This is a genomic window from Krasilnikovia sp. MM14-A1004, assembly GCF_047159485.1.
Taxonomy (GTDB): Bacteria; Actinomycetota; Actinomycetes; order Mycobacteriales; family Micromonosporaceae; genus Actinoplanes.
Genome location: NZ_AP038773.1, coordinates 5,571,461 through 5,592,014, shown reverse-complemented (window position 1 = coordinate 5,592,014; position 20,554 = coordinate 5,571,461). Strand labels below are relative to the sequence as shown.

Annotated in this window: 18 protein-coding genes; 8 read left to right on the top strand and 10 right to left on the bottom strand. The window is 71.8% G+C overall.

Features of this window, described 5'->3' with window-relative positions:
- Positions 1-127: 127 nt before the first annotated feature.
- Positions 128-952: a MarR family winged helix-turn-helix transcriptional regulator gene (locus ACMCNN_RS23980; RefSeq protein WP_412742761.1), complete on the top strand. Its 825-nt coding sequence runs from the start codon at positions 128-130 to the stop codon at positions 950-952.
- 130 nt (positions 953-1,082) lie between these two features.
- Here ACMCNN_RS23980 and ACMCNN_RS23975 read toward each other — a convergent pair whose 3' ends face one another.
- Together ACMCNN_RS23975 and ACMCNN_RS23970 are read right to left on the bottom strand one after the other, a co-directional pair.
- On the bottom strand, positions 1,083-1,586 hold the full coding sequence (locus ACMCNN_RS23975; protein ID WP_412742760.1) for a CAP domain-containing protein: 504 nt from the start codon (positions 1,584-1,586) through the stop codon (positions 1,083-1,085).
- Positions 1,587-1,990: 404 nt separating this feature from the next.
- A complete protein-coding gene (locus ACMCNN_RS23970) occupies positions 1,991-2,188 on the bottom strand; it encodes a helix-turn-helix transcriptional regulator (protein ID WP_412742759.1) in 198 nt (65 codons plus the stop codon).
- 163 nt (positions 2,189-2,351) lie between these two features.
- On the opposite strand from ACMCNN_RS23970, the gene ACMCNN_RS23965 reads away from it, so the two are divergent.
- Positions 2,352-2,531, top strand: coding sequence for a hypothetical protein (locus tag ACMCNN_RS23965; RefSeq protein ID WP_412742758.1), 180 nt, complete (start codon positions 2,352-2,354; stop codon positions 2,529-2,531).
- Here ACMCNN_RS23965 and ACMCNN_RS23960 read toward each other — a convergent pair.
- Positions 2,510-2,872: a MerR family transcriptional regulator gene (locus ACMCNN_RS23960; protein ID WP_412742757.1), complete on the bottom strand. Its 363-nt coding sequence runs from the start codon at positions 2,870-2,872 to the stop codon at positions 2,510-2,512. The two genes, ACMCNN_RS23965 and ACMCNN_RS23960, sit on opposite strands and share 22 nt — an antisense overlap.
- Positions 2,873-2,946: 74 nt before the next feature.
- Here ACMCNN_RS23960 and ACMCNN_RS23955 point away from each other — a divergent pair, with 74 nt between their 5' ends.
- Both ACMCNN_RS23955 and ACMCNN_RS23950 read left to right on the top strand, forming a co-directional pair.
- Complete coding sequence (locus ACMCNN_RS23955) at positions 2,947-3,879, top strand: aldo/keto reductase (protein ID WP_412742756.1); 933 nt, start codon at positions 2,947-2,949, stop codon at positions 3,877-3,879.
- Positions 3,880-4,000: 121 nt separating this feature from the next.
- Entirely contained in the window at positions 4,001-5,455 is a 1,455-nt protein-coding gene (locus ACMCNN_RS23950) for a D-glucuronyl C5-epimerase family protein (RefSeq protein WP_412742755.1), read from the top strand.
- Between the two features lie 49 nt (positions 5,456-5,504).
- Here the strand turns inward: ACMCNN_RS23950 and ACMCNN_RS23945 are convergent, their stop codons facing one another.
- On the bottom strand, positions 5,505-8,090 hold the full coding sequence (locus ACMCNN_RS23945) for a glycosyltransferase (RefSeq protein WP_412742754.1): 2,586 nt from the start codon (positions 8,088-8,090) through the stop codon (positions 5,505-5,507).
- Between the two features lie 371 nt (positions 8,091-8,461).
- On the opposite strand from ACMCNN_RS23945, the gene ACMCNN_RS23940 reads away from it, so the two are divergent.
- Positions 8,462-9,937: a glycosyltransferase family 4 protein gene (locus ACMCNN_RS23940; RefSeq protein ID WP_412742753.1), complete on the top strand. Its 1,476-nt coding sequence runs from the start codon at positions 8,462-8,464 to the stop codon at positions 9,935-9,937.
- A 4-nt stretch (positions 9,938-9,941) separates the two neighbouring features.
- On the opposite strand, the gene wecB is transcribed toward ACMCNN_RS23940, so the two are convergent.
- A complete protein-coding gene (wecB, locus tag ACMCNN_RS23935; RefSeq protein ID WP_412742752.1) occupies positions 9,942-11,048 on the bottom strand; it encodes a non-hydrolyzing UDP-N-acetylglucosamine 2-epimerase in 1,107 nt (368 codons plus the stop codon).
- Between the two features lie 328 nt (positions 11,049-11,376).
- Here wecB and ACMCNN_RS23930 point away from each other — a divergent pair, with 328 nt between their 5' ends.
- From ACMCNN_RS23930 to ACMCNN_RS23920, 3 genes are read left to right on the top strand one after another with little or no spacing between them, the layout of a single operon-like run.
- Complete coding sequence (locus ACMCNN_RS23930; RefSeq protein WP_412742751.1) at positions 11,377-12,483, top strand: DegT/DnrJ/EryC1/StrS family aminotransferase; 1,107 nt, start codon at positions 11,377-11,379, stop codon at positions 12,481-12,483.
- The gene (locus ACMCNN_RS23925; RefSeq protein ID WP_412742750.1) at positions 12,480-13,553 is read left to right on the top strand and encodes a Gfo/Idh/MocA family protein; all 1,074 of its coding nucleotides are present in this window, start codon (positions 12,480-12,482) and stop codon (positions 13,551-13,553) included. Before ACMCNN_RS23930 ends, ACMCNN_RS23925 begins: the two co-directional genes overlap by 4 nt.
- 34 nt (positions 13,554-13,587) lie before the next feature.
- Positions 13,588-14,871: a nucleotide sugar dehydrogenase gene (locus ACMCNN_RS23920; RefSeq protein ID WP_412742749.1), complete on the top strand. Its 1,284-nt coding sequence runs from the start codon at positions 13,588-13,590 to the stop codon at positions 14,869-14,871.
- Positions 14,872-14,893: 22 nt separating this feature from the next.
- Here ACMCNN_RS23920 and ACMCNN_RS23915 read toward each other — a convergent pair whose 3' ends face one another.
- The 5 genes from ACMCNN_RS23915 to dhaK all read right to left on the bottom strand — a co-directional run bounded on the left by ACMCNN_RS23915 (position 14,894) and on the right by dhaK (position 20,410).
- Positions 14,894-15,454 carry an acyltransferase gene (locus ACMCNN_RS23915; RefSeq protein WP_412742748.1) on the bottom strand — a complete coding sequence of 187 codons (561 nt, stop codon included), beginning with the start codon at positions 15,452-15,454 and terminating at the stop codon, positions 14,894-14,896.
- Between the two features lie 133 nt (positions 15,455-15,587).
- Positions 15,588-15,800, bottom strand: a complete 213-nt coding sequence (locus ACMCNN_RS23910; protein WP_412742747.1) for a dodecin — start codon at positions 15,798-15,800, stop codon at positions 15,588-15,590.
- A gap of 406 nt (positions 15,801-16,206) precedes the next feature.
- Positions 16,207-18,759, bottom strand: a complete 2,553-nt coding sequence (gene ptsP, locus ACMCNN_RS23905) for a phosphoenolpyruvate--protein phosphotransferase (RefSeq protein ID WP_412742746.1) — start codon at positions 18,757-18,759, stop codon at positions 16,207-16,209.
- A gap of 5 nt (positions 18,760-18,764) precedes the next feature.
- Positions 18,765-19,409 carry a dihydroxyacetone kinase subunit DhaL gene (gene dhaL, locus ACMCNN_RS23900; protein WP_412742745.1) on the bottom strand — a complete coding sequence of 215 codons (645 nt, stop codon included), beginning with the start codon at positions 19,407-19,409 and terminating at the stop codon, positions 18,765-18,767.
- A complete protein-coding gene (gene dhaK / locus ACMCNN_RS23895) occupies positions 19,409-20,410 on the bottom strand; it encodes a dihydroxyacetone kinase subunit DhaK (protein ID WP_412742744.1) in 1,002 nt (333 codons plus the stop codon). Before dhaK ends, dhaL begins: the two co-directional genes overlap by 1 nt.
- Between the last annotated feature and the right edge of the window lie 144 nt (positions 20,411-20,554).

Sequence of the window (20,554 nt, the reverse complement as noted above, 5' to 3'; positions counted from 1 at the left end):
CACATTCACCCGGAAGCGGGGCCCAGACGGCCTCGCCCGGAGTTGTCGTATCGGGGCTGCGTTGTTCGTAGCCAGGGAGAGAGGTGGCCCACGCAGGCGCCGCCATCACCACGGGAGGTGCCGACCCATGCCGCATCCACGCGTCAAGATCCACCGCATGTTCGAGCTGTGCGAGCCGATCGCCGCCGTCACCTTCTCCGAGGTGCCGAACGAGGCGTTCCTGGCTCTCGGCATGCGCAACTACTGGGACGGATACTTCGCGGGCCGGGCCGCCCCACTGGGGCTGGCCCCCGCCGCAGTGGTGCACGCGGTCTTCTACAACTTCGCCGACGGTGAGGTAGCGCGCCACATCCCCTGGGTCTGGGGAAAGACCACCCCGGAACAGGCGATCGCCGTGCGGGAGCGGGGGAGCACCGCCGCACTGCGACAGATGATCGGAGACCTCGCCGACTCGTCCGGCCTGGTGCGGATCGCCGACCTCGCCACTCGGGCGGCGCTCAGCGCGCCGACCGAGGGCCGGGCACTGTACGCCGGGTTGCGGGCGCTTCGGGTACCCGAGGAGCCGGTGGCCCGGCTCTGGCACGCGGCGACGCTGCTGCGCGAGCACCGCGGAGACGGCCACAACGCCGCCCTCGTCGCCCACGGCATCGGCGGCACCGAGGCCCACGTGCTCCTCGCGCTCTCCCTCGGGATGAGGGCGCAGGAGTTCGGCCGCCTGCACCACCTGCCCCGGGCGCAGCTGGCCGCTGTCGTCGACGGGCTGCGCGGCCGCGGCCTCGTCACCGCTGCCGGCGGGTTCACCGACGCCGGCCGGGCGACCAGGGAGCGGATCGAGGCCCTGACCGACGAGCTGGCGGCACCGGCGTACGACGTGCTCAGCGCGGACGAGCTCGACGAACTGATTGTGGGGCTCGAACCGATCGCCGCCGCGCTCTCGGCTGTCGACGACTGAACGGGTGCCCCGGGCGGCCACGACCCGAGCATTGTGGTCCGGCGGCAGGCCCGGTAGCGCTGCCACGTGAAAGCGGCCCGGCCGGCACGCGAGTGCGTGCCGGCCGGGCCGTTGGGGAAGTGGGCGGGGATCAGGTCCAGCCGAACATCTGGGTGTAGTACGGGGTGCCGTTGCTGGCGTAGATGACGCCGACGGCCATGGACTTGGCGCGGCAGTCCACGATGTTCGCCCGGTGTCCGGGGCTCGCCATCCAGGCCTTCATGGTCTCGGAGGCGGTGCGGTAGCCGTAGGCGACGTTCTCGCTCATGGGCCAGGCGTAGCCCGCGCGGTGGGCGCGGTCGACGAACGAGGAGCCGTTCGCTCCGATGTGGCTCATCTTGTTGGTGCGGGCCTGGTAGGCGCTGTGACCGCGGGCGGCCAGCAGCAGGCGGCTGTCGACGCGGATCGGCTTGCAGCCGGCCCGGGCGCGGGTGTTGTTGGTGTAGGTCACCAACTGCGACTGCAACGTGGACGTGGTGACGGCGGCCGCCTGGGCGGGTGCGGCGGTGACCGTCATGGCGACCAGCGAGGCACCGACACCGGCGAGCATGACACCGACCGTCGTCACGACCTTGCGCATCGTCTTGCGACCCACAGTGAATCTCCCCCGTTTCGGTCCGGCCCCCGTCGGCCGGTCACATGAAGAAGATTCGGGGTCGTGCGGTGCGCCTCCGGGTCCGCGAGAGTTGCCTACCGGTTGCGGCTCATACTTTCGGTTCGTGAGCGCTGCCGCCGTGGTGGCGCCACGCTGTCCGATGGGCCGAGGCGAGGTTCTACTCGTCTCAGAGCAGGAAGATCCTTCAAAGCATCAGACCTTTACCGGCTCTTGGATTAGGCGTGAGACCACAGAGTCAGATGGGTGGCGAACGGGGGAGTGCCCGGCGTCGGGCACGCGCGCTAGCCCGGGCATAGCCGGATCTTGAGGAGTTCGGGTCCGTTGCTAACCAGAACTCATCAAGATCTGGCCGACGGCTACACCGGCCGCGGCCGAGGGTGCGGCTATTCCTGCTCGTCCTCGTGGATCCGATGCGCCCTGCTGGCGGCCCACTCGCGAACGTCGGAGGTACGCCAGACCCTGCCCACCGACAGACGGGCAATGGGCGTGGGAAAGTCCTTGCGCTCGACCAAGACGGCCACTCGCTGACGCGAGACGCCGAGGTAGTCGGCGATCTCGGCGGCCGCCATGACTTCGTCCATCGACGACGACCCTCCGACTCGGCGGGTTGTCTACCTGCCAACCGGGGGGGTTGTCTACTAGACAACCACATGGCATCGTGGCAGTGAGGCGAATGCGGTCATTCGACTACCTCTGTCTGAAAGGCAATTCGCCACTCGTGACACCTTGAGACGGGATGACGCCGTGGATGTCGAGCACACCGATCCGATGATGGAGATCGCCGAGCAGGTCACCTACTGCTTCGCCGAGCGCGGCTACGCGTTCGTGGAGGACGACAAGGTCGCGGCGCTCGCCGACACGCTCAGGGCATTCCTCAAGACGGGCGGGGTCGCCGTCAGCGATCACGAATGGACGTCCCGGTAGTACGCGATCTTCTCCGTCAGGCGGGTGCGCTGTGCCTCCAACGTAGCGATGTGCTGGCGGACCCTGCGGTCATGCTGCTCAAGCAAATCGATGCGGTCGGTGATCGTGTCCCCGGTACGGCACAGGTCGGCGAACTCCCGCATCCGCTGGATCGGCATGCCGGTCTCTCGCAGGCAGCGCAGAATCTCCAGCAATCCGATGTCGTCGTCGCTGTACTTGCGTTGTCCGCCCGGCGTCCGCTCGACATCGGCCAGTAGCCCGATCCGTTCGTAGTAGCGCAACGTGTCCAGGCTGAAGCCGGTCCGGTGGGCGGTCTCGCCGGGCGTGTAGGAGAACGACATGGCACCGATTGTGCCGACAGTGTCCACATCGGTCGCTTGACCTGGAGCGCGCTCCAGGATTCAGGATCGTGGGCATGGCTGAGATCGTGCTCGGAGCGATGCTGTTCGGTACCCGGATCGGTGAGGCGGATTCCTTCGCCCTGCTCGACCGTTTCGTGGAGCGGGGCGGCCGGTGGATTGACACCGCGAACAACTACGCGTTCTGGCTGCATCCCTCCGGGTTCGGTGGCCAGAGCGAACAGGTGATCGGCCGCTGGCTGGCGAAGCGCCCGGGGATGCGCGAGCGCATCCTGCTCAGCACCAAAGCCGGCGCGCAGCCCACGGACGCGACCCGCGGGCTGGATGCACCGGAAGGCCTTTCGCCGGTGGTGGTCCGCGTGGCCATGGACGCGAGCCTGCGGCGGCTTGGCACGGATCACGTGGACATGTACTGGGCGCATATCGAGGACCGGTCGGCGGACCTGGCCGACACCGTGGGCGCGTTCGCGGAACTGGCGGCCGCCGGCAAGGCCCGCCGCCTCGGCGCGTCGAACACTCCCGCTTGGCGGGTCGAGCGCGCCCGGGCCCTCGCCGCCACGCGCCACGTACCCGGCTGGACCGCCCTGCAACTGCGCTATTCGTACGTGCAGCCGCGTCCCGGTGCGCTCCTGGCGGCGACGTCGCACCGGCTGGCCATGCCGGAGACGCTGGACTACGTGCGCGCCGACCCGACACTGGATCTCTGGGCGTACTCCACGCTGATGAACGGGGGATACGGCCGCGCGGACCGGCCGCTGGAGGAGGCGTACGAGCATCCCGGCACGACTCGGCGCCTGGCTGTCCTCGCCGAAACGGCACGGGAGTCGGGTGTTACCCGGAACCAGGTCGTGCTGGCGTGGCTGCTGGGTGGCGACCCGGCGATCTGGCCGATCGTCGGCGCGAGCACCCTCGACCGGCTCGACGAGGTGATGGACGCCGGTGACCTCAAGCTCGACCCGGCGCTGCGCGCCCGCCTCGACCTTGCATAGGGGGCCATGCGGATCTCACCGCGATGAGGTTAGGTGCCGCCTAATGCACCCTTCGACCTCGTTTGTATGACAATAACCGATTCATCTGCCGACGCCGAGAGCGTGGTTTCAGCATCAGGGCGTGCGAATCACCAGATTGCTGACGGTCCTGGCGGTGCTCGCAGCCCTGGTCGCCGTTCCCAGCGTCCTCGCCGCACGGCAGCGGCCGCCGTCGGGTCGCCTGATACACACCGCGGCGGCAATCCAGGCCGCGGCGCCGCCACGGTATCTGCCGCACGATGTCGCACTCGCCGCCCGGCCCTACAACGACGGCTCACCCCTCCCGCGCCGGTCGGTCGGCCGGGTCGACACCGCCGGGGTACGGATGTTCGCCAGCCCCGTGCTCACCGGCGGTCGCCCGATGAATCACCCCGTGGGACAGGCACAGTACGGCCTGGCTCTGCTCAACACGTACCGTCTCACCGGGGACCAGTGGTTCCTCGACATGGCGGCGCGTCAGGGGCAGCGGCTCGTCCTCACCCACGTCGAGTCCCGCGGCGCGTGGTGGTTCCCGTACCGATTTGATTTCCCGCTGGCGTCCGGCCTGGGCCGGACCATGCCGGCGCCGTGGTATTCGGCGATGGCGCAGGGGCAGGCGCTCTCGTTGTTCACCCGGCTCGCGGAGGTCACCGGCTGGGCACGCTGGCGGGTGGCCGCCGCTGCGACATTCGCGTCGCTGAGGCTCGGCTACCGCGCGGGAGCACCGTGGGCCGTCTGGCGCGACGGCAACGCGATGCTGTGGCTCGAGGAGTATCCGGGCCCGGTACCCACCGCCTCCGCCCGGGTGCTCAACGGGCACATCTTCGCGACCTTCGGCGTCTGGGACTACTGGCGCAGCACCCGCTCGGCGCAGGCGGCGGCCATCTTCAACGACGCCGTGACCACCGTGCGGCGGTACGCGCTCGACGGCTTCCGCAACCGCGGTGCGGCATCGCGGTACAGCCTCAGCGCGCCGAACACCTCCGAGAAATACCACCTGATCCACACTCGGCAGTTGATGCACCTGCACGCGCTCACCGCGGATCCGGTGTTCGCCGCGATGGCGGAGACGCTGCAGACCGACTTCCCGGCGCCCGTGCAGTCGGCCCGGGTCCTGTTCCGGGCCGGACGGCACATCGGCGTGATGTTCCGTGGTGTCGGGGACGGGCGGGTCACCCGCAGGCTCGCCGTGACCGTCAGCCGGCTTGCCGTCGTGCCCGCCGACCTGCGCCGCCGGATCGCCGGGCAGCCGGGCTACTGGTATCACCTGACGGCCGGTCCGCTGCGGGGTTACTGGGTGCTGGAGGCCGCGCCGGCGCGTGCGTCGCTCGGTCCCGTGGCGGCCGTACCCTACTTCGGCCTCCGGCGGGTGTTCCTGGCCGCAGGGACCTTCACCGCGTACACGGCCGCGGGGAGCCGCAGCATCTCGCTGCACCGGCAGTCCAGCGCACCGGCCGCGGCCGCCGGGTGGATCCGCGGGCTCCGTGCCGTACAGATCGGCGCCGGGCCGTTGCGCGGCTACTGGCTGCCGCTGTCGCGGGCCACGACGCTGTCCTAGCCGGGGCGGTCACGCGTTTGCGGCGTGAACGCCCCGGTAGGCAGGATCGTCAGGCCAGGAAGTCGGACAGGACCTGTGCGGTGCGCTCGCCGCTGTGGTACTTCACCGCGAACTCCCGCGAGGCCAGCCCGATCTTCGCGGCGCGACCGCGGTCGTCGAGCAACTGCTGCATGGCCTCCGCCAGTGTTTCGGGCGTCGCGTCGATGATGGGCAGCTCCGGACCGACGACGGCCTTCACCCGTTCACCCAGGTACGCCACGACGGGGCGCCCGGCGGCCATCGCCTCGCACGACAACGCGCCGTACGCGCCGGTGGTGAACTGGTCGATGACCAGGTCGGCGTTCTGAATCTGATCGCGCATCTCGGCCCAGGTCAGCTTCTCCGCCAACCGCAGCTCGATCGCTCCACGCCGATCGAGGTCGTCCAGCACCGGCATGACGTGGTCGGTGCCCTTGGTCCAGCGAGCCGACGGCGCGTGCAGCACCACGGGCCGGGCGCGTTCCATCACCGGGCGGTCACACCACCAGCTGTCGACGTCGATGACCAGCGGTGCCCACGTCGCCCGGGGCAGGTCGTCGAGCAGGTCGGGAGTGGTCACGTACACCGGCAGGCCACTGTCCTCGGCCACCTGCCGGTTCCGCTCCGTGAGCGCGGTCAGGCGGGTGATCTCGCTGTCCGGCGCGTCACGGAAGTGGGACGACGGATGACGTGCGAGGTGGCGGCCCGGGTGCCGGATCTCGGTGCCGTGTGCCAGCAGCGCCACCTTGATGCCCGCGGCGGCCAGCATCGGCAGATCCGTACCGATGTTGTTGCCGTTGAGATACCCGAAGACCGGCTTGAACGCCTCGGCGATCAGGTGGGTGTACCGGCGGGAGATCCGGCGGACCTGGCGCACCTGCACGTCGGCCCGGCCCAGGCTGGTCACGTCGAGGTACTGGTCGGCCGGGTAGGTGCGGCTCTGCGGGCCGCGTTGCATGAACACCTCGACGGACACGTCCGGCTTCAGCTGGCAGATCGCGCGCGCGAAGCCCGCCGCCTGCCCGGAGAAGTTGGCCGGTCCGATGCCCAGGCGGATCCCGCCGTCCGACAGCGGGCGCCAGGTCCGGGAGGACTGCTCGGTGGGGGCGCCCGCGGAACCGGCGCCCTCCTCCACCGTCCACGGGACGTCGGGGCGGGTGATGCCGGGCGTCCGGTGCGCGACGTCGCGGTAGAGCTGCACCAGTCCGGCGCTCTGCTGCTCCCAGGACAGTTCCCGCAGCAGGTCGTCGCCGATCCGCGCGGCCATCGCCGCGCGCCGTCCGAACGCTCGCCGGACCGCGTCGGCGAAGCTGGTCACGTCGTCGGCGGTGAACACCACACCCAGATCGTGCGACTCGACGAACTCCCGGACGACCCGCAGGTCACTGGCCACCACCGGGAGACCGGCGTGCAGATACTCGGACATCTTGGTGGGTAGGGAGTTCTCGTAGTTCGGATTGTGCCGTGAGCAGATGATCCCGAGGTCGGCCGAGGAGAGGTAGTCGGCGACGAGATGCTGGGCGACGTACGGCACGACGTGCAGCCGCTCCGACACCCCCAGCTCGACCCCGAGCGACAGGAGCGCCTTGAGTTCGGCGTTGGTGCTATTGGCGACGATCGCCAGGTGGAATTCGGGTAGTTCCACCAACGCGCTGACGGCCGTTCTCAGGCCGCGCTCCGCGCTGATCCATCCGACGTACACGAGAAGCGGGGTCTCGGGGTCCACCTCCGCGACCTGCCGCACAGACAGCGCGTCGCGGTCCGTTCCGATCACCTCTTTGATCGGTACGTTGCGCACGACCAGCGGCGTCTGCGGCAGGTCGTATTCGGCGCGCAGCAGTTCCGCGATCTGCGGTGACACGGTGACCACGGCGTCGGCCTGCCGGATGAACTCCTGCTCCATGGCCGGGTAGGCGTGGGCCGGTCGCGGACGGACCCACTCGGTCCCCTGGACGTACTCGTGCGCGTCGTACAGCCACTGGACCTGGTGCCCGCGGCGCCGCAGCCGGGTGACCGCCTGCGCGGCCGTGCTGATCATGGTGATGTCGTTGGCGTGGATGACGTCCGGCTTCAGCTCCTCCAGGGCCGCGACGAACGCCAGGTCTCGGTCCACCTGCTCCGGCAGATCGCGGCGCCAGTCGCCCACCACGCGATCCTCGTCGCGGGGGCGGGACTGCTCCCAGCCCCACAGGCGGTTGCGGAAGCGGAAGAGGTCATGGCGTGTCCGTACCCATGCCTGGCGGGCCGGATTCAGGAACGCGCCGGCGCCCGTGGCCGCCGTCAGCCGGTTCTCCTGGCACAACAACCAGGCATTGTGGGCGGCGCGGTAGCGTTTGAGCGCGGCCCGGTCGGGCAGGTACGCCTGAGTCAGCCGGGACCGCCAGCCGCGCTCCTGGCGTTGCCGGTACTTCCGGTAGGTGTCCGGAACGAGCAACCGAAGCACCTTGATCGGCCCCATCGCCGATTCTTCCTGCTGCTTCGACAGACTCCTGCCGATCAACGTGACATCCCAGCCGTCGCGCGCCGCGGCGATGGCGACCTTCTGCACCCGTGAGTCGCCGGTGATGCCGTTGGCGACGATGACGGCCAGTCGTGGGGCAGCGTTGCTTTCGCTCAATGTGGCGGCTCTCTCGTGATGCTGGAGTCGGCAACGTCGGACAGGCTCTCCAACGCCAGTGTCCAACGGTCGACGGACCGGATCAGGTGTGGTGTCCGAGTTCCCCCATTCGATGGAGCTTGACCGGAAACCGGCCACCCGATCGCCGGTCGTATCGAATGATGCCGACCTCGGCGACGCCACCGCGCCGGGACGGTCCTGAGCGGATCCACCGCATCTTCCTTCCTGCCCCGCCGGTTGAACCACCGGTCCCCAGAACGAGCAACGGAGTGCCGATGACACTGCGAGAAATGCCGGTCCGTATCGACACCGCGCCGGTCCCTCCGACTTCGTCGCGAGGGCGCGTCGTGATGCTGGTGGACAACGCAGTGGTGGGTGACTCGCGAGTGCAGAAGCAGGCGCGCTCGGCCGCCGCGGCGGGATGGAAGGTGACCCTGCTCGGCATCCGCACCGACCACAGCGTCGAGACCCGGTGGCGCATCGGCGACGCCACGGTCCGGCTGGTGCGGGTCCGAAGGCTGATGCGTGTCCCACCGTTCCGCCGCAGCCTGCGCCGTCCGTTCGCCTATCCGCCCGGCCCGATGCCGGGCTACCGGGCTCAGCAGGTGCGCGCCCGTACCGCGGAGCTGCGGGTCCGCTTCGGCCGGCTGGCGCAGGCACAGCAAGCGGGCGGCTCCCGCTGGCGGGCCGCCGCCGGCCGTACGGCCCTGCTTCCCGCTCGGGTGGCGCTCAAAGTCACCGGGCTCTGGGTGGCGTTCCGCTGTGCCGAACTGGAGCGGCTCAAGGGGGCCCGGCAGGATCCGCGCGCACCGTTCACCAGGCTCGGCATCGCGTTCTGGCGGTTCACCCGCGGAACGCGCAGCTGGCGTCGGCTGGATCCGGCGCTGTGGGACTGGGAGGTGGGCCTCGGCCCCGTCCTGGATCGCCTGAAGCCCGACATCATCCACGCCAACGACCACCGCATGATCGGCGTCGGCGCGCGCGCGAAGATGCGGGCCGCGGGCCGCGGCCGGGACATCAAACTGGTGTGGGACGCGCACGAATGGACCCCGGGTCTGGCCGAGAAACCAGAGAATCCCCGGTGGTTGCCCGCCCAGATCGCGCACGAGCGGGAGTACGCATCGCAGGCCGACGCGGTCGTCACCGTGTCGCCGATGCTGGCCGAGCTGCTCCAGGCGAAGCACGGCCTGGCCGAGGCGCCGGTGGTCGTGCTGAACGCGCCGGACGTCACCACCGAGCCGACCACCGAGGAGGCGCCGGACCTGCGGGCACAGTGCGGGATCCCGGCGGCCACGCCGTTGCTGGCCTACCTCGGCGGGATCAGCCAGATGCGCGGCATCGACCTGATCGTGGAGGCGCTGGTCCAGCTTCCGGAGGTGCACCTCGCGCTGATCTCGTTGCACCCCAACGGCGTGTGGACCTCCGCGGAACCGATCGAGGAGCTGGCCCTGCAGCTCGGCGTGCGCGATCGGGTGCACCTGCTGCCGTACGTGCCGCACGGGCACGTGGTGCGATACGTGTCCGCGGCCGACGCGGCGGTGAGTCCGCTGCGGCACCTGCCGAACCACGAGATCGCGCTGAGCAACAAGTTCTTCGAGTACTCACAGGCGCGGCTGCCGCTGGTCGTCAGCGACGTGCGGGCGATGGCGGAGACCGTACGCTCCACCGGGCAGGGTGAGGTCTACCGCGCGGACGACCCGGAGGACTACGTACGGGCGGTCCGCGCCGTACTGGCCGACCCGGCCCGGTACCGGGCCGCCTACGACAAGCCGGGCCTGTTGGAGCAGTGGACCTGGTCGCGGCAGGCGGCCCGGCTGGACGAGGTGTACACCCGCCTGCTGCCGTGACCGGTCACACCGGCAGCAGGCGGCTCCCGGCATGCTGGTCCAGCACCTCGACGACCCGCCGCGCGGCCCGGCCGTCCCCGTACGGCAGGCCGCGTTCGGCGGTGGGCGCGGGCCGCCACGCGGTCGCCGCCCATCCGGTGGCGCCGAGCGCGACCGGGTCGTCGACCAGGACGTTCCATCCATCGGCGAGGGTCTCGGGCCACTCCGTCTCGGTCCGCAACGTGGTGCACGGGCGGCCCAGCAGATACGCCTCCTTCTGCAGCCCGCCCGAGTCGGTCACGACCGCCGCGCTGCCCAGCACCGCCGCCACCATGCCCGCGTACGGCAGGGGGCGGCCCACCCGGACCGCGCCGCTCTCCAACTTGACACCGTGCTGGTCGGCACGGGCGACGAGCCGCGGATGGGCCAGGAGCGCCACCGGAACCGGCAGGTCGGCCAACGCCTCGACCAGGGTCCTCAGGCGCATCGGATCGTCGGTGTTCTCCGCCCGGTGCAGGGTCGCGAGCAGGTACGGCTCGTTCGCGTCGATCCCGCCCGGCAGCGGCGGGAAAGTGGCCCGGCGTTCCAGGACCGCGTCACGCGTACGCAGGCAGACGTCGACCATCACGTCACCCACCAGCGTGGTCCGCCCGCCGAGCCCCTCGGCGGCCAGGTGCCGGCACGCCTGCTCGGTGGGCGCCAGCAGCAGGTCCGCGGCGTGGTCGGTGAGGACGCGATTGTGCTCCTCGGGCATGCGGCGGTTGAACGACCTGAGGCCCGCCTCCAGGTGGGCCACCGGCAGCCCCAACTTCACCGCCGACAACGCTCCGGCGAGGGTGGAGTTGGTGTCGCCGTACACGAGGACCCAGTCGGGCCGTTCCGCCGCCAGCACCGGATCGAGGGCGCTCAGGCAGGCACCGGTCTGTACGCCGTGGCTGCCCGATCCGATCCCCAGATGCACGTCCGGGTCGGGGATGTCCAGGCCCGAGAAGAAGACGTCCGAGAGGTCGGCGTCGTAGTGCTGCCCCGTGTGCACGATGACGTGGTGGTGTCCCGCCGCGGCGAACGCCGCCGCCATGGGAGCGAGTTTGACCAGCTGGGGCCGCGCTCCGACGATGCTGACAACCTTCATGGAGGCACCTCCGCGACACTGACACGTGACGGCTCTCCAACGCCCATCCGCCGATCGCCGACACGCGTGGTCCGACGCGGTCGAGTGAGTTTCCCCCGTTCGGTGGGGTGGGACCGCCTCCGTCGGCTAGGCCGGAACTGTGCGGTGCACCGTGGCCGCCTCGGCCGCACGGTCGATGTCGGCACGGTCGTCAGGGTGGACACCCGTCCACATCCGAGTCCGGATCTCAAGCGCGCTCTGGTCGTTGCTCCGGTAGCGCCTCGCGGACACCGCTCCGGGGCCGCAAGACAACCCGTCGCCGACGGCGACGACGGCTGGAAAGGTAGCCATGCCTGGGACCTACAACGTGATTCCACCCGCGCGGCCGGTGATCGGTGACCGGGAGATCGAGGCCGCTGTGCGGGTGTTGCGCAGCGGGATGGTGGTGCAGGGGCCCGAGGTGGCGGCGTTCGAGGAGGAGTTCTCGGAGCTGGTGGCGGGCCGGCACTGCGTGGCGGTGAACTCCGGTACCTCGGCGCTGCATCTCGCGCTGTCGGCGTTGGGTGTGGGTCCCGGCGACGAGGTGGTGGTGCCGTCGTTCACGTTCGCCGCGACGGCGAACGCGGTGCGTCTGGTGGGTGCGGAGCCGGTGTTCGTGGACATCGACGCGGGCAGCTTCTGCGTCGATCCGGCCGCGGTGGAGGCGGCGGTGACGGCGCGGACCGCGGCGATCATGCCGGTGCATCTCTACGGGCACCCCGCGGCGATGGACGAGATCATGGCGATCGCCGACCGGTACGGCCTCGCGGTGGTCGAGGACGCGGCGCAGGCGCACGGTGCGTCGCTGAACGGCCGCCCCGTCGGCGCGTTCGGGGCGGCGGGGTGTTTCAGCTTCTATCCGACGAAGAACATGCACTGCCTGGAGGGCGGCATGATCGCGACCCCCGACGCGGAGCTGGCGCGCCGGTTGCGGTTGTTGCGCAACCAGGGGATGGAGCAGCGGTACGCCAACGAGATCGTCGGCGCCAACATGCGGCTGACCGATGTGGCCGCGGCGATCGGGCGGGAGCAGCTGCGGCAGTTGCCGGAGTGGACGGAGCAGCGGCGGGCCAACGCGAAGCATCTCGACTCGACGATCACCGCGATGCGGACCCCGGAGGTGGCCGACGGGGCGTACCACGTCTATCACCAGTACACGGTGCGGGTGCGGGGTGACCGTGACGCGGCCGCCGAGCGGCTGCGCGAGCGGGGGGTGGGCACGGGGGTGTATTACCCCACGCCGGTGCACCGGCTGCGCTCGTTCCTGGACGCCGACGGCCACCCGGGGCGCTGGGACCTGCCGGAGACGGAACGCGCGGCGCGCGAGGTGTTGTCCCTGCCGGTGTATCCGTCGCTGACGGAGGCCGAGCGGGACTACATCGCGCGGGCCGTCAACGCGGTGGGGGAGGCGTCATGAGCGGCCCCCGCAGGTTGCGTGCCGGGCTGATCGGTCTGGGCGCGATGGGGCGCAACCACGCCCGCGTGCTGGCCGGCCTGGACGGGGTGGATTTCGTGGGCGCGCAGGACCCGGCCGGGGATCCGGGCGGGAGCCTGCCGGTGCCGGTGGTGACCGATCTGGCGGACCTGCTCGCGCTCGGGCTGGACTACGCCGTGGTGGCCTGCCCCACCGCGTTGCACGAGACGGTGGGTCTGGAGCTGGCGGCCCACGGCGTGTGCGCGTTGATCGAGAAGCCGCTCGCTCTGTCGGTCGAGGAGGCGCGCCGGCTGGTGGAGGCGTTCGAGTCGCGCGGGCTGGTCGCCGGCGTCGGGCACATCGAGCGGTACAACCCGGCACTGCGCAGCCTGCGTACCCGGCTGGAGGCCAGTGAGCTGGGCGAGGTGTTCCAGGTGGTCACCCGCCGGCAGGGCCCGTTCCCGCACCGGATCTCCGACGTGGGGGTGGTGCTGGACCTGGCCACCCACGACATCGACCTCACCGGCTGGGTGACCGGTCAGGTGTACGTCTCGATCGCCGCGCGCACCGTGTCGCGCAGCGGCCGCCCGCACGAGGACATGCTGGCCGCGGTGGGGCAGCTGGCCGACGGCGCCATGGTCAACCATCTGGTCAACTGGCTCAGCCCGCTCAAGGAGCGCTCGACCGTGGTCACCGGTGACCGGGGCTGCTACGTCGCCGACACGCTCACCGCGGACCTGACGTACTACGCCAACGCCGCCATCGACACCGAATGGGAGGCGCTGCGGACCTTCGTTGGGGTGTCGCAGGGCGACATGGTCCGCTACGCGATTCCCAAGCGTGAGCCGCTGCTGATCGAACACGAGCTGTTCCGGGACGCGGTCGACGGCAAGGTGGCCGGCATCGTCTCGCTGCGCGAGGGTCTGCGTACGGTCGAGGTCGCCGCCGCGGCGCTGGCCTCGGCGCGCGAGGGCGTCACGATGCCGGTCCACTCGGCCGAGCCGGCCGCCCGCCATCCGCGGCAGCGGCACTCCGAGCGGGTCCTGAACCCGGCAAGCGTCGCCGACGAATAGCAGCGGTTGTGGATGCGAGGAAGGAAACAGGTTCATGAGGGTCGTTGTCGTCGCGTTGGGCAAGATCGGCCTGCCGCTCGCTGTGCAGTTCGCGGGCAAGGGCCACCACGTGGTGGGCGCGGACGTCGATGAGCGGGTCGTACGCCTCGTCAACGAGGGCACGGTGCCGTTTCCCGGCGAGGCCGACCTGGACGTCCGGCTCAAGGAGGCGGTGGTGGCGGGCTCGTTGTCGGCCACCACCGACACCACCGCGGCGGTGGCCGACGCCGACGTGGTCGTGGTGGTGGTGCCGCTGTTCGTGGATGCCGAGGGGCGGCCCGACTTCGGGTGGATGGACGACGCGACCCGGGCGATCGCCGCGGGGCTGCGGCCCGGCACCCTGGTCAGCTACGAGACGACGCTGCCGGTCGGCACGACGCGCGGGCGCTGGGCGCCGATGCTGCAGCAGGGTTCGGGGCTGAGCGCGGGCCAGGACTACGACCTGGTCTTCAGCCCCGAGCGGGTGCTGACCGGACGGGTCTTCGCCGACCTGCGCCGCTACCCGAAACTCGTGGGCGGCGTGACCGCGGCGTCCGCCCGCCGCGGGGTCGCGTTCTACGAGTCGGTCCTGGACTTCGACGACCGGCCCGAGCTGCCCCGCCCCAACGGTGTCTGGGACATGGGCAGCGCCGAGGCCGCCGAGCTGGCGAAGCTGGCCGAGACCACGTACCGCGACGTGAACATCGGGCTGGCGAACCAGTTCGCCCGCTTCGCCGGCACCGTCGGCGTGGACGTCGCCCGGGTGATCGAGGCCTGCAACACCCAGCCGTACAGCCACATCCACACGCCGGGCATCGCGGTGGGCGGGCACTGCATCCCTGTCTATCCGCGGTTGTATCTGTGGAACGACCCGGCCGCCACGGTGGTCCGGGCGGCCCGCGAGGCGAACGCCGCGATGCCGTCGTACGCGGTCGATCTGCTGGCCGCCGCGGCCGGCGACCTCGACGGCCTCGACGTGCTGGTGCTGGGCGCCGCCTACCGGGGTGGGGTGAAGGAGACCGCGTTCTCCGGGGTCTTCGCGACCGTCGAGGCGTTGCGGCGCCGGGGTGCGCGGGCCTACGTCAGCGATCCGATGTACACCGCCGACGAGCTGGCGGCGCTGGGGCTGCCCGCCCACCAGGGGCAGCGGGTGGCCGCGGCCGTGGTGCAGGCCGACCACGCCGAGTACCGCACCCTGAGCGCCGCCCAGCTGCCGGGCGTACGCGTGCTGGTCGACGGGCGGCGGGTCACCGACCCCGAGCTGTGGCAGGGCGTGCACCGGGTGGTCATCGGCGGCTGACCGACCGCCCGTCGGTCGCTTGTCAGGAGCGCGCGGCGGCCCGGACCCGTTCGGCGATCGACGCCGGGGGTTCGGGCTGCCGGGAGATGACCTCGCCGCGCTCGTCCACCCAGCCCATCGGCCGCGCCGGGTTGCCCGCGACCAGTTGATGCGGCGCCACGTCCCTGGTGACCACGGAACCCGCGGCGATCATCGCGTACGCGCCGACCTCGATGCCGCACACCAGGGTGGCGTTGGCGCCGATCGACGCGCCGTGCCGTACCACGGTCGGGGTGATCGTCCAGCCGGGATTCTGCGCCCGCGGTCGCCGGTCGTTGGTGAACACCGCGCACGGACCGACGAACACCTCGTCCTCCAGGGTCACGCCCTGGTAGACCGAGACGTTGTTCTGGATCTTCACGAGGTCACCGACGATGACGTGCGCGTCGATGTAGACGTTGCGCCCGATCACACAGCCGCTGCCCACCTTGGCGCTGTCGCGCACATGCGCCAGATGCCACACCTTCGTGCCGGCGCCGACCTGTGCACCGACCTCGACGTCGGCGCTCGGATGGACGAAGGTCGCGGAGCCGCTGTCCGTCATCTGCTACTCCCGGGTGAAAGGGGGCGCCCGGCGGAGGATCGGGAGGTCGGGCGTCGACATCCACACGACTCGCGCGCCGGACAATGGGGGGAAATTCGCCCAAATCCTACCACCGTACCGGCGGGTGGCCGGATCAGGTGTCGTCGAGCCGGAAGCCGACCTTCATGGTCACCTGGACGTGGCCGATCTCGCCGCCCTCCAGGTGGCCACGGATCTCCGTCACCTCGAACCAGTCGAGATTGTGCAGAGTCTGCGAGGCCCGCTGGATGCCGTTGCGGATCGCCTGGTCGAGGCCGTCGGGCGAACTGCCGACGATCTCTGTCACCCGGTAGGTGTGTGAGCTCATCCGGTCCCCCTCGTTGGGAAACGATGTCCCGCTCATTATCGTCGCGCCGGCCGGGATGCGCGCGGTTCCGGCCGGCACCCCACCGGAAACGCCGAGCGCCACGAGGACCGCCCCCGTGAAAGACGGCCCTCGTGGCGTGCGCGGTGTCAGCTGACGGACAGGGGGGCCACCCGTCAGGGCCTCGGGGGAGGCCGACACCACGATCCTGCGGGGTGCGCAGGGTGGAGCAGGACACCCCGAGCACCGTGTCGGGCGCGATGAATAGCGCCCAGTCAGGTGAGTGGGAACCGTCCCCATCTGGTTCGAACTCGGCCCGACACCCGACCGATCGACCGGCGCCGGAGCTGCCGGAGATGTCGAACGACCCGACCACCCCGGGCCGAAGGTCCCGTCCCGGACGGGTGCCTCAGTGCGTGGTGGCCAGCAGCGCGCGCACGGCCGCGGCGTCCGCGACGGCCATGGCGCGTGCCGCGGTCACGGCCGCGCGTTCCACGCTGATTCCGCGTACGGCCTCCTTCATGGTCGCCACGGCGGGCGGCGCCACGCTCAACTCCCGTACGCCGAGCCCGAGCAGCAGGCCCACCGCTGTCTCGTCCGCGGCGAGTTCCCCGCACACACCGACGGGGACGCGCGCACCCGCCCCCCGGCACACCGCGTCGATCAACCGCAGCACCCCCGGATCCAGCGGGTCGGCGAGGGGCGCCAGGACCGGATTTCCGCGCTCGGCGGCCAGCGCGTACTGGGTCAGGTCGTTCGTGCCGATGCTGAGAAAGTCGACGTACGGCACGAAGGCGCCGGTCTTCAGCGCGGCCGCCGGGACCTCCACCATCATGCCGACCCGCAGACCGGCGGGCCGGGCCGTACCCGCCCGGGCGACGGCGTCGTCGAGCAGCCGCCGTGCGCTCCGCACCTCGTCCACTGTGCTCACCATCGGGAACATGACACTGACCGCGGTGTCCCGGGCGACCCGCGCGATCGCCAGCAACTGCTGCGCCAGCAGCGCCGGGTGCGCCAGCGCGTGCCGAATGCCGCGTACCCCCAGGAAGGGGTTGGCCTCGGCCACCACCGGCAGGTACGGCAGCGGCTTGTCACCGCCCACATCGAGAGTCCGTACGGTGATCCGCCGCCCACCGAACGCCTCCGCGACAGCCCGGTAGGCCGCCTCCTGCTCGTCGGCGTCGGGCGCCACGGCGCGCCCGGCGAAGAGGAACTCGGTGCGCACCAGTCCCGCCAGGTCGGCGCCCGCCTCGGCGGCGGCCAACGCGTCTGCCGGTGACCCCACGTTCGCGCCCACAACGATGCTCAGCCCGTCGCGGGTGACGGCCGGTGCCGCCGCCCGGACGGCCGCGCGCTCCCGGCGCGCCGCGAGATCGGCGGCCCGCCGCCGAAACGACGCCAGTACCGGGCCGGGTGGCGCGACCGCCACCTCTCCCGTGCCACCGTCCAGGGCGACCGGCGTGCCCGCGGGCACGGCGAGGACGGCCTGGCCGAGGCCGACGACGGCCGGGATGCCGCGGGCGCGGGCGAGGATCGCCCCGTGCCCGGTGGGACTGCCGAAACCGAGCAGCACCCCCGCGATCCGTGCCGGATCGAGCGTGGCGGCCTCGGCCGGAGCCAGATCCGCGGCGACCAGCACGCCGGGCCGTGCGGCGTGCGGCATTGCCGCACCGGCCAGGCCGAGCAGGGATCGCAGTACCTGCGCGGCGACCGCGCGCACGTCCGCCGCCCGCGCGCTGAGATACGGGTCGGGCAGCGCGTCGAATCCGGCCGCGATCCGGTCGGTCGCGGCCACCCACGCCCGGGCCGCGGGCGCGCCGCGGTCGATCCGGTCGCGGACGTCGTCGAGCAGCTCTGCGTCGTCGAGCAACAGCAGGTGCGCGTCGAAGATCGCCGCGGGTGCGTCCCCGGCGTCGCGGGCGGTGGCGGCGCGGATCGCGCGCAGGTCCCGGCGCACCGCGGCGACGGCGTCATCGATCCGCTGCCGTTCGGTGCCGGGATCCTGCGCGGGCACCTCCGGCACGTCGGGCACGGACCGTTCCAGGTGCTCCACGAGCCCGACCCCGATGCCCGGCGAGGCCGCCAGTCCGCGCATCCCGCCGTTCTCCCTCGCCGACCCACCACCCGCGCTCGTCGGGGCCGGTGCCGTGGTCTCGGGCTCGTCGAAGGCGCGGGCGGCCAGTGCCACGATCTCATCGACGGCCTGCCGTGCCTGCGGGCCGGAGGCGCGGACCTCGATGCGGTGCCCCGTCCGGGCGCCGAGCGTGGCCACCCTGGAGAGGCTGGCCGCGGGCACCCACGCTAATCCGGTGTCGCGGTCGCGTACCCGTACGTCGGCGTCGAACGTCCGGACCAGGGCGACGAGCCGCGCGGCCGGGCGCGCATGCAGCCCGTGCGGGTTGACGACCGTGAGCGTCGCACTCGCCTGACCCGCGTCGATGGCCGGGCCTGCGTCGGCGGCCGGGCCTGCATCGGTGGCCTGGCCTGCATCGGTGGCCGGGACCGCGTCGGTGGCCGGGCCTGCGTCGGTGGCCCGGCCTGCGTCCGGGGGCGTCGTGGCGAGGTGGGTCTGCTTGCCCGCCAACGCGATCGTGGCCTCGGCCGCGACCTCGGCGCGCCCGGCACCGCCCGCCGCGGCGACCACAGCGGACACCAGGCCCTCGACCAGCGGCGCCGGGCACAGGACCACCCGGTCGCGCCGGGCGTCGTCGTCGAGCATCTCGACGGCCAGCTCGGCGGAGAGCACGGCACTGCCCAGATCCATCAGGACGACCACCCCGTCCCCGTGGTCGGCGGCGGTGATGGCGGCCGCGATGGCGACCGCGTCAGTACCGAAGGTGTTGTCGTCCAGCCCTGCCGCCACCTCGACCGGCACGGGCCGCTCGGGCACCATCTGCGCCGCCAGTGCCACCGCGGCCCGGGCCAGGGCGCGACTGTGGCTGACCACGACCAGGCCGACCACCGCGCTCAGGTCCCCGTGGCCAGGGTGCTCGCCGCGGCGGCGACCAGCAGGGTGACGGAGGTGGCGCCCGGATCCTGGTGTCCGGCGCTGCGTTCGCCGAGATAGCTGGCGCGGCCCTTGCGGGCGACCATCGCGATGGTGGCGTCCCGGCCCCGCTCGGCGGCCCGGAGCGCGGCGGGCAGCGCGTCGCTCAGCGGCTGCCCGGCCGCCACGGCGGCGTCGAGCGCGTCGACCGCGGGGGCCAGTGCGTCGTACATCGTCTTGTCGCCCGCCACGGCCCTGCCGCGGGCGACCACCCCGTCGAGACCGGCCCGCAGCGCCGCGGCGAAGCCGGGCGGGTCCAGGGCCGCGGCGTCGGCGGCCGCCGCGGCCATCCGCAGGAACGCCGTGCCGTAGAGCGGGCCGCTGGCGCCGCCGACCGTGCTGACCAGGGTCATCCCGGTGCGCTTGAGCAGCGCGGCCGGGGTGCCGGGCGGCTCGGCGTCCAGCGTCGCGAGCACCGCGGTCATGCCACGGTCGAGGTTGGCTCCGTGGTCGGCGTCGCCGATCGCCGCGTCGAGTTCGGTGAGCAGTTCCCGGTTGTCCGCGATGAGGCGGGCGAACTCCCGCATCCACGCGGCCAGCGCCGCGGCGTCGAGCACGTCGGCCATCAGGCGCCCCAGCGCAGCGCCGGGGTACGCACCGGCGCGTCCCACAACCGCAGCAGCTCGTCGTCGGCCCTGAGTAGGGTGACGGAGCAGCCCGCCATGTCCAGGCTCGTGATGTACGGCCCGACCAGGCTGCGGGCCACCGAGACCCCGGCCTTGGCCAGGATCGACGCGACCTCGCGGTACATCACGTAGAGCTCGATCAGTGGGGTGGCGCCCATGCCGTTGACGAACGCGATCACCCCGTCGCCGCCGGTGAAGTCGAGGTCGGCGAGGATCGGTTCGAGCAGCATCTCGGCGATCTCGCGGGCCGGTCCGGCGGGTACGCGGTGGCGGCCCGGCTCGCCGTGGATGCCAATGCCCAGCTCCACCTCCCCGTCCGGCAGGTCGAAGGTGGGTCTGCCCACCGCCGGTACGGTGCAGGAGCTCAGTGCCACCCCCATGCTGCGGCCGTACGCGTTGACCCGGCGGGCGACGTCGGCGACCTCGGCCAGGGGCCGGCCCTGCTCCGCCGCGGCACCGGCGATCTTCTCCAGCAGCACGGTCGCCCCGACGCCCCGGCGCCCGGCCGTGTACAGGCTGTCCCGCACCGCCACGTCGTCGTCGGTGACCACCGAGACGATCTCCACGCCGGTCTCGGCCTGCGCGATCTCGGCCGCCATCTCGAAGTTCATCACGTCGCCGGTGTAGTTCTTGACGATGTGCAGCACCCCGGTGCCGCCGTCGACCGCCCGGGTCGCGGCCACCATCTGGTCCGGCACCGGGGAGGTGAAGATCTCGCCCGCGCACGCAGCGTCGAGCATGCCGGGGCCGACGAATCCGGCATGCAGCGGTTCGTGCCCCGACCCGCCGCCGGAGACCAGCCCTACCTTGCCCCGCACCGGCGCGTCCCCGCGGACGACGAGCCGCTGCTCGTGGTCCACCCGCAGGTCCGGATGGGCGGCCGCGATGCCGTGCAGGGCGTCGGCGACCACGGTCGCCGGGTCGTTGATGAGCTTGCGCATCGGTGGCTCCTCGCCGGGAGATACGGGACAGAGGGGACCTGACTACCCCACAAGTTACGCCCGGCGCGCGGGAGCGGAGCGGGAGCTGGAAGGGATGTTTGCCCGGCTTTGAGGTGGGCGCTGAGTGAGCCTGGCGACACATGG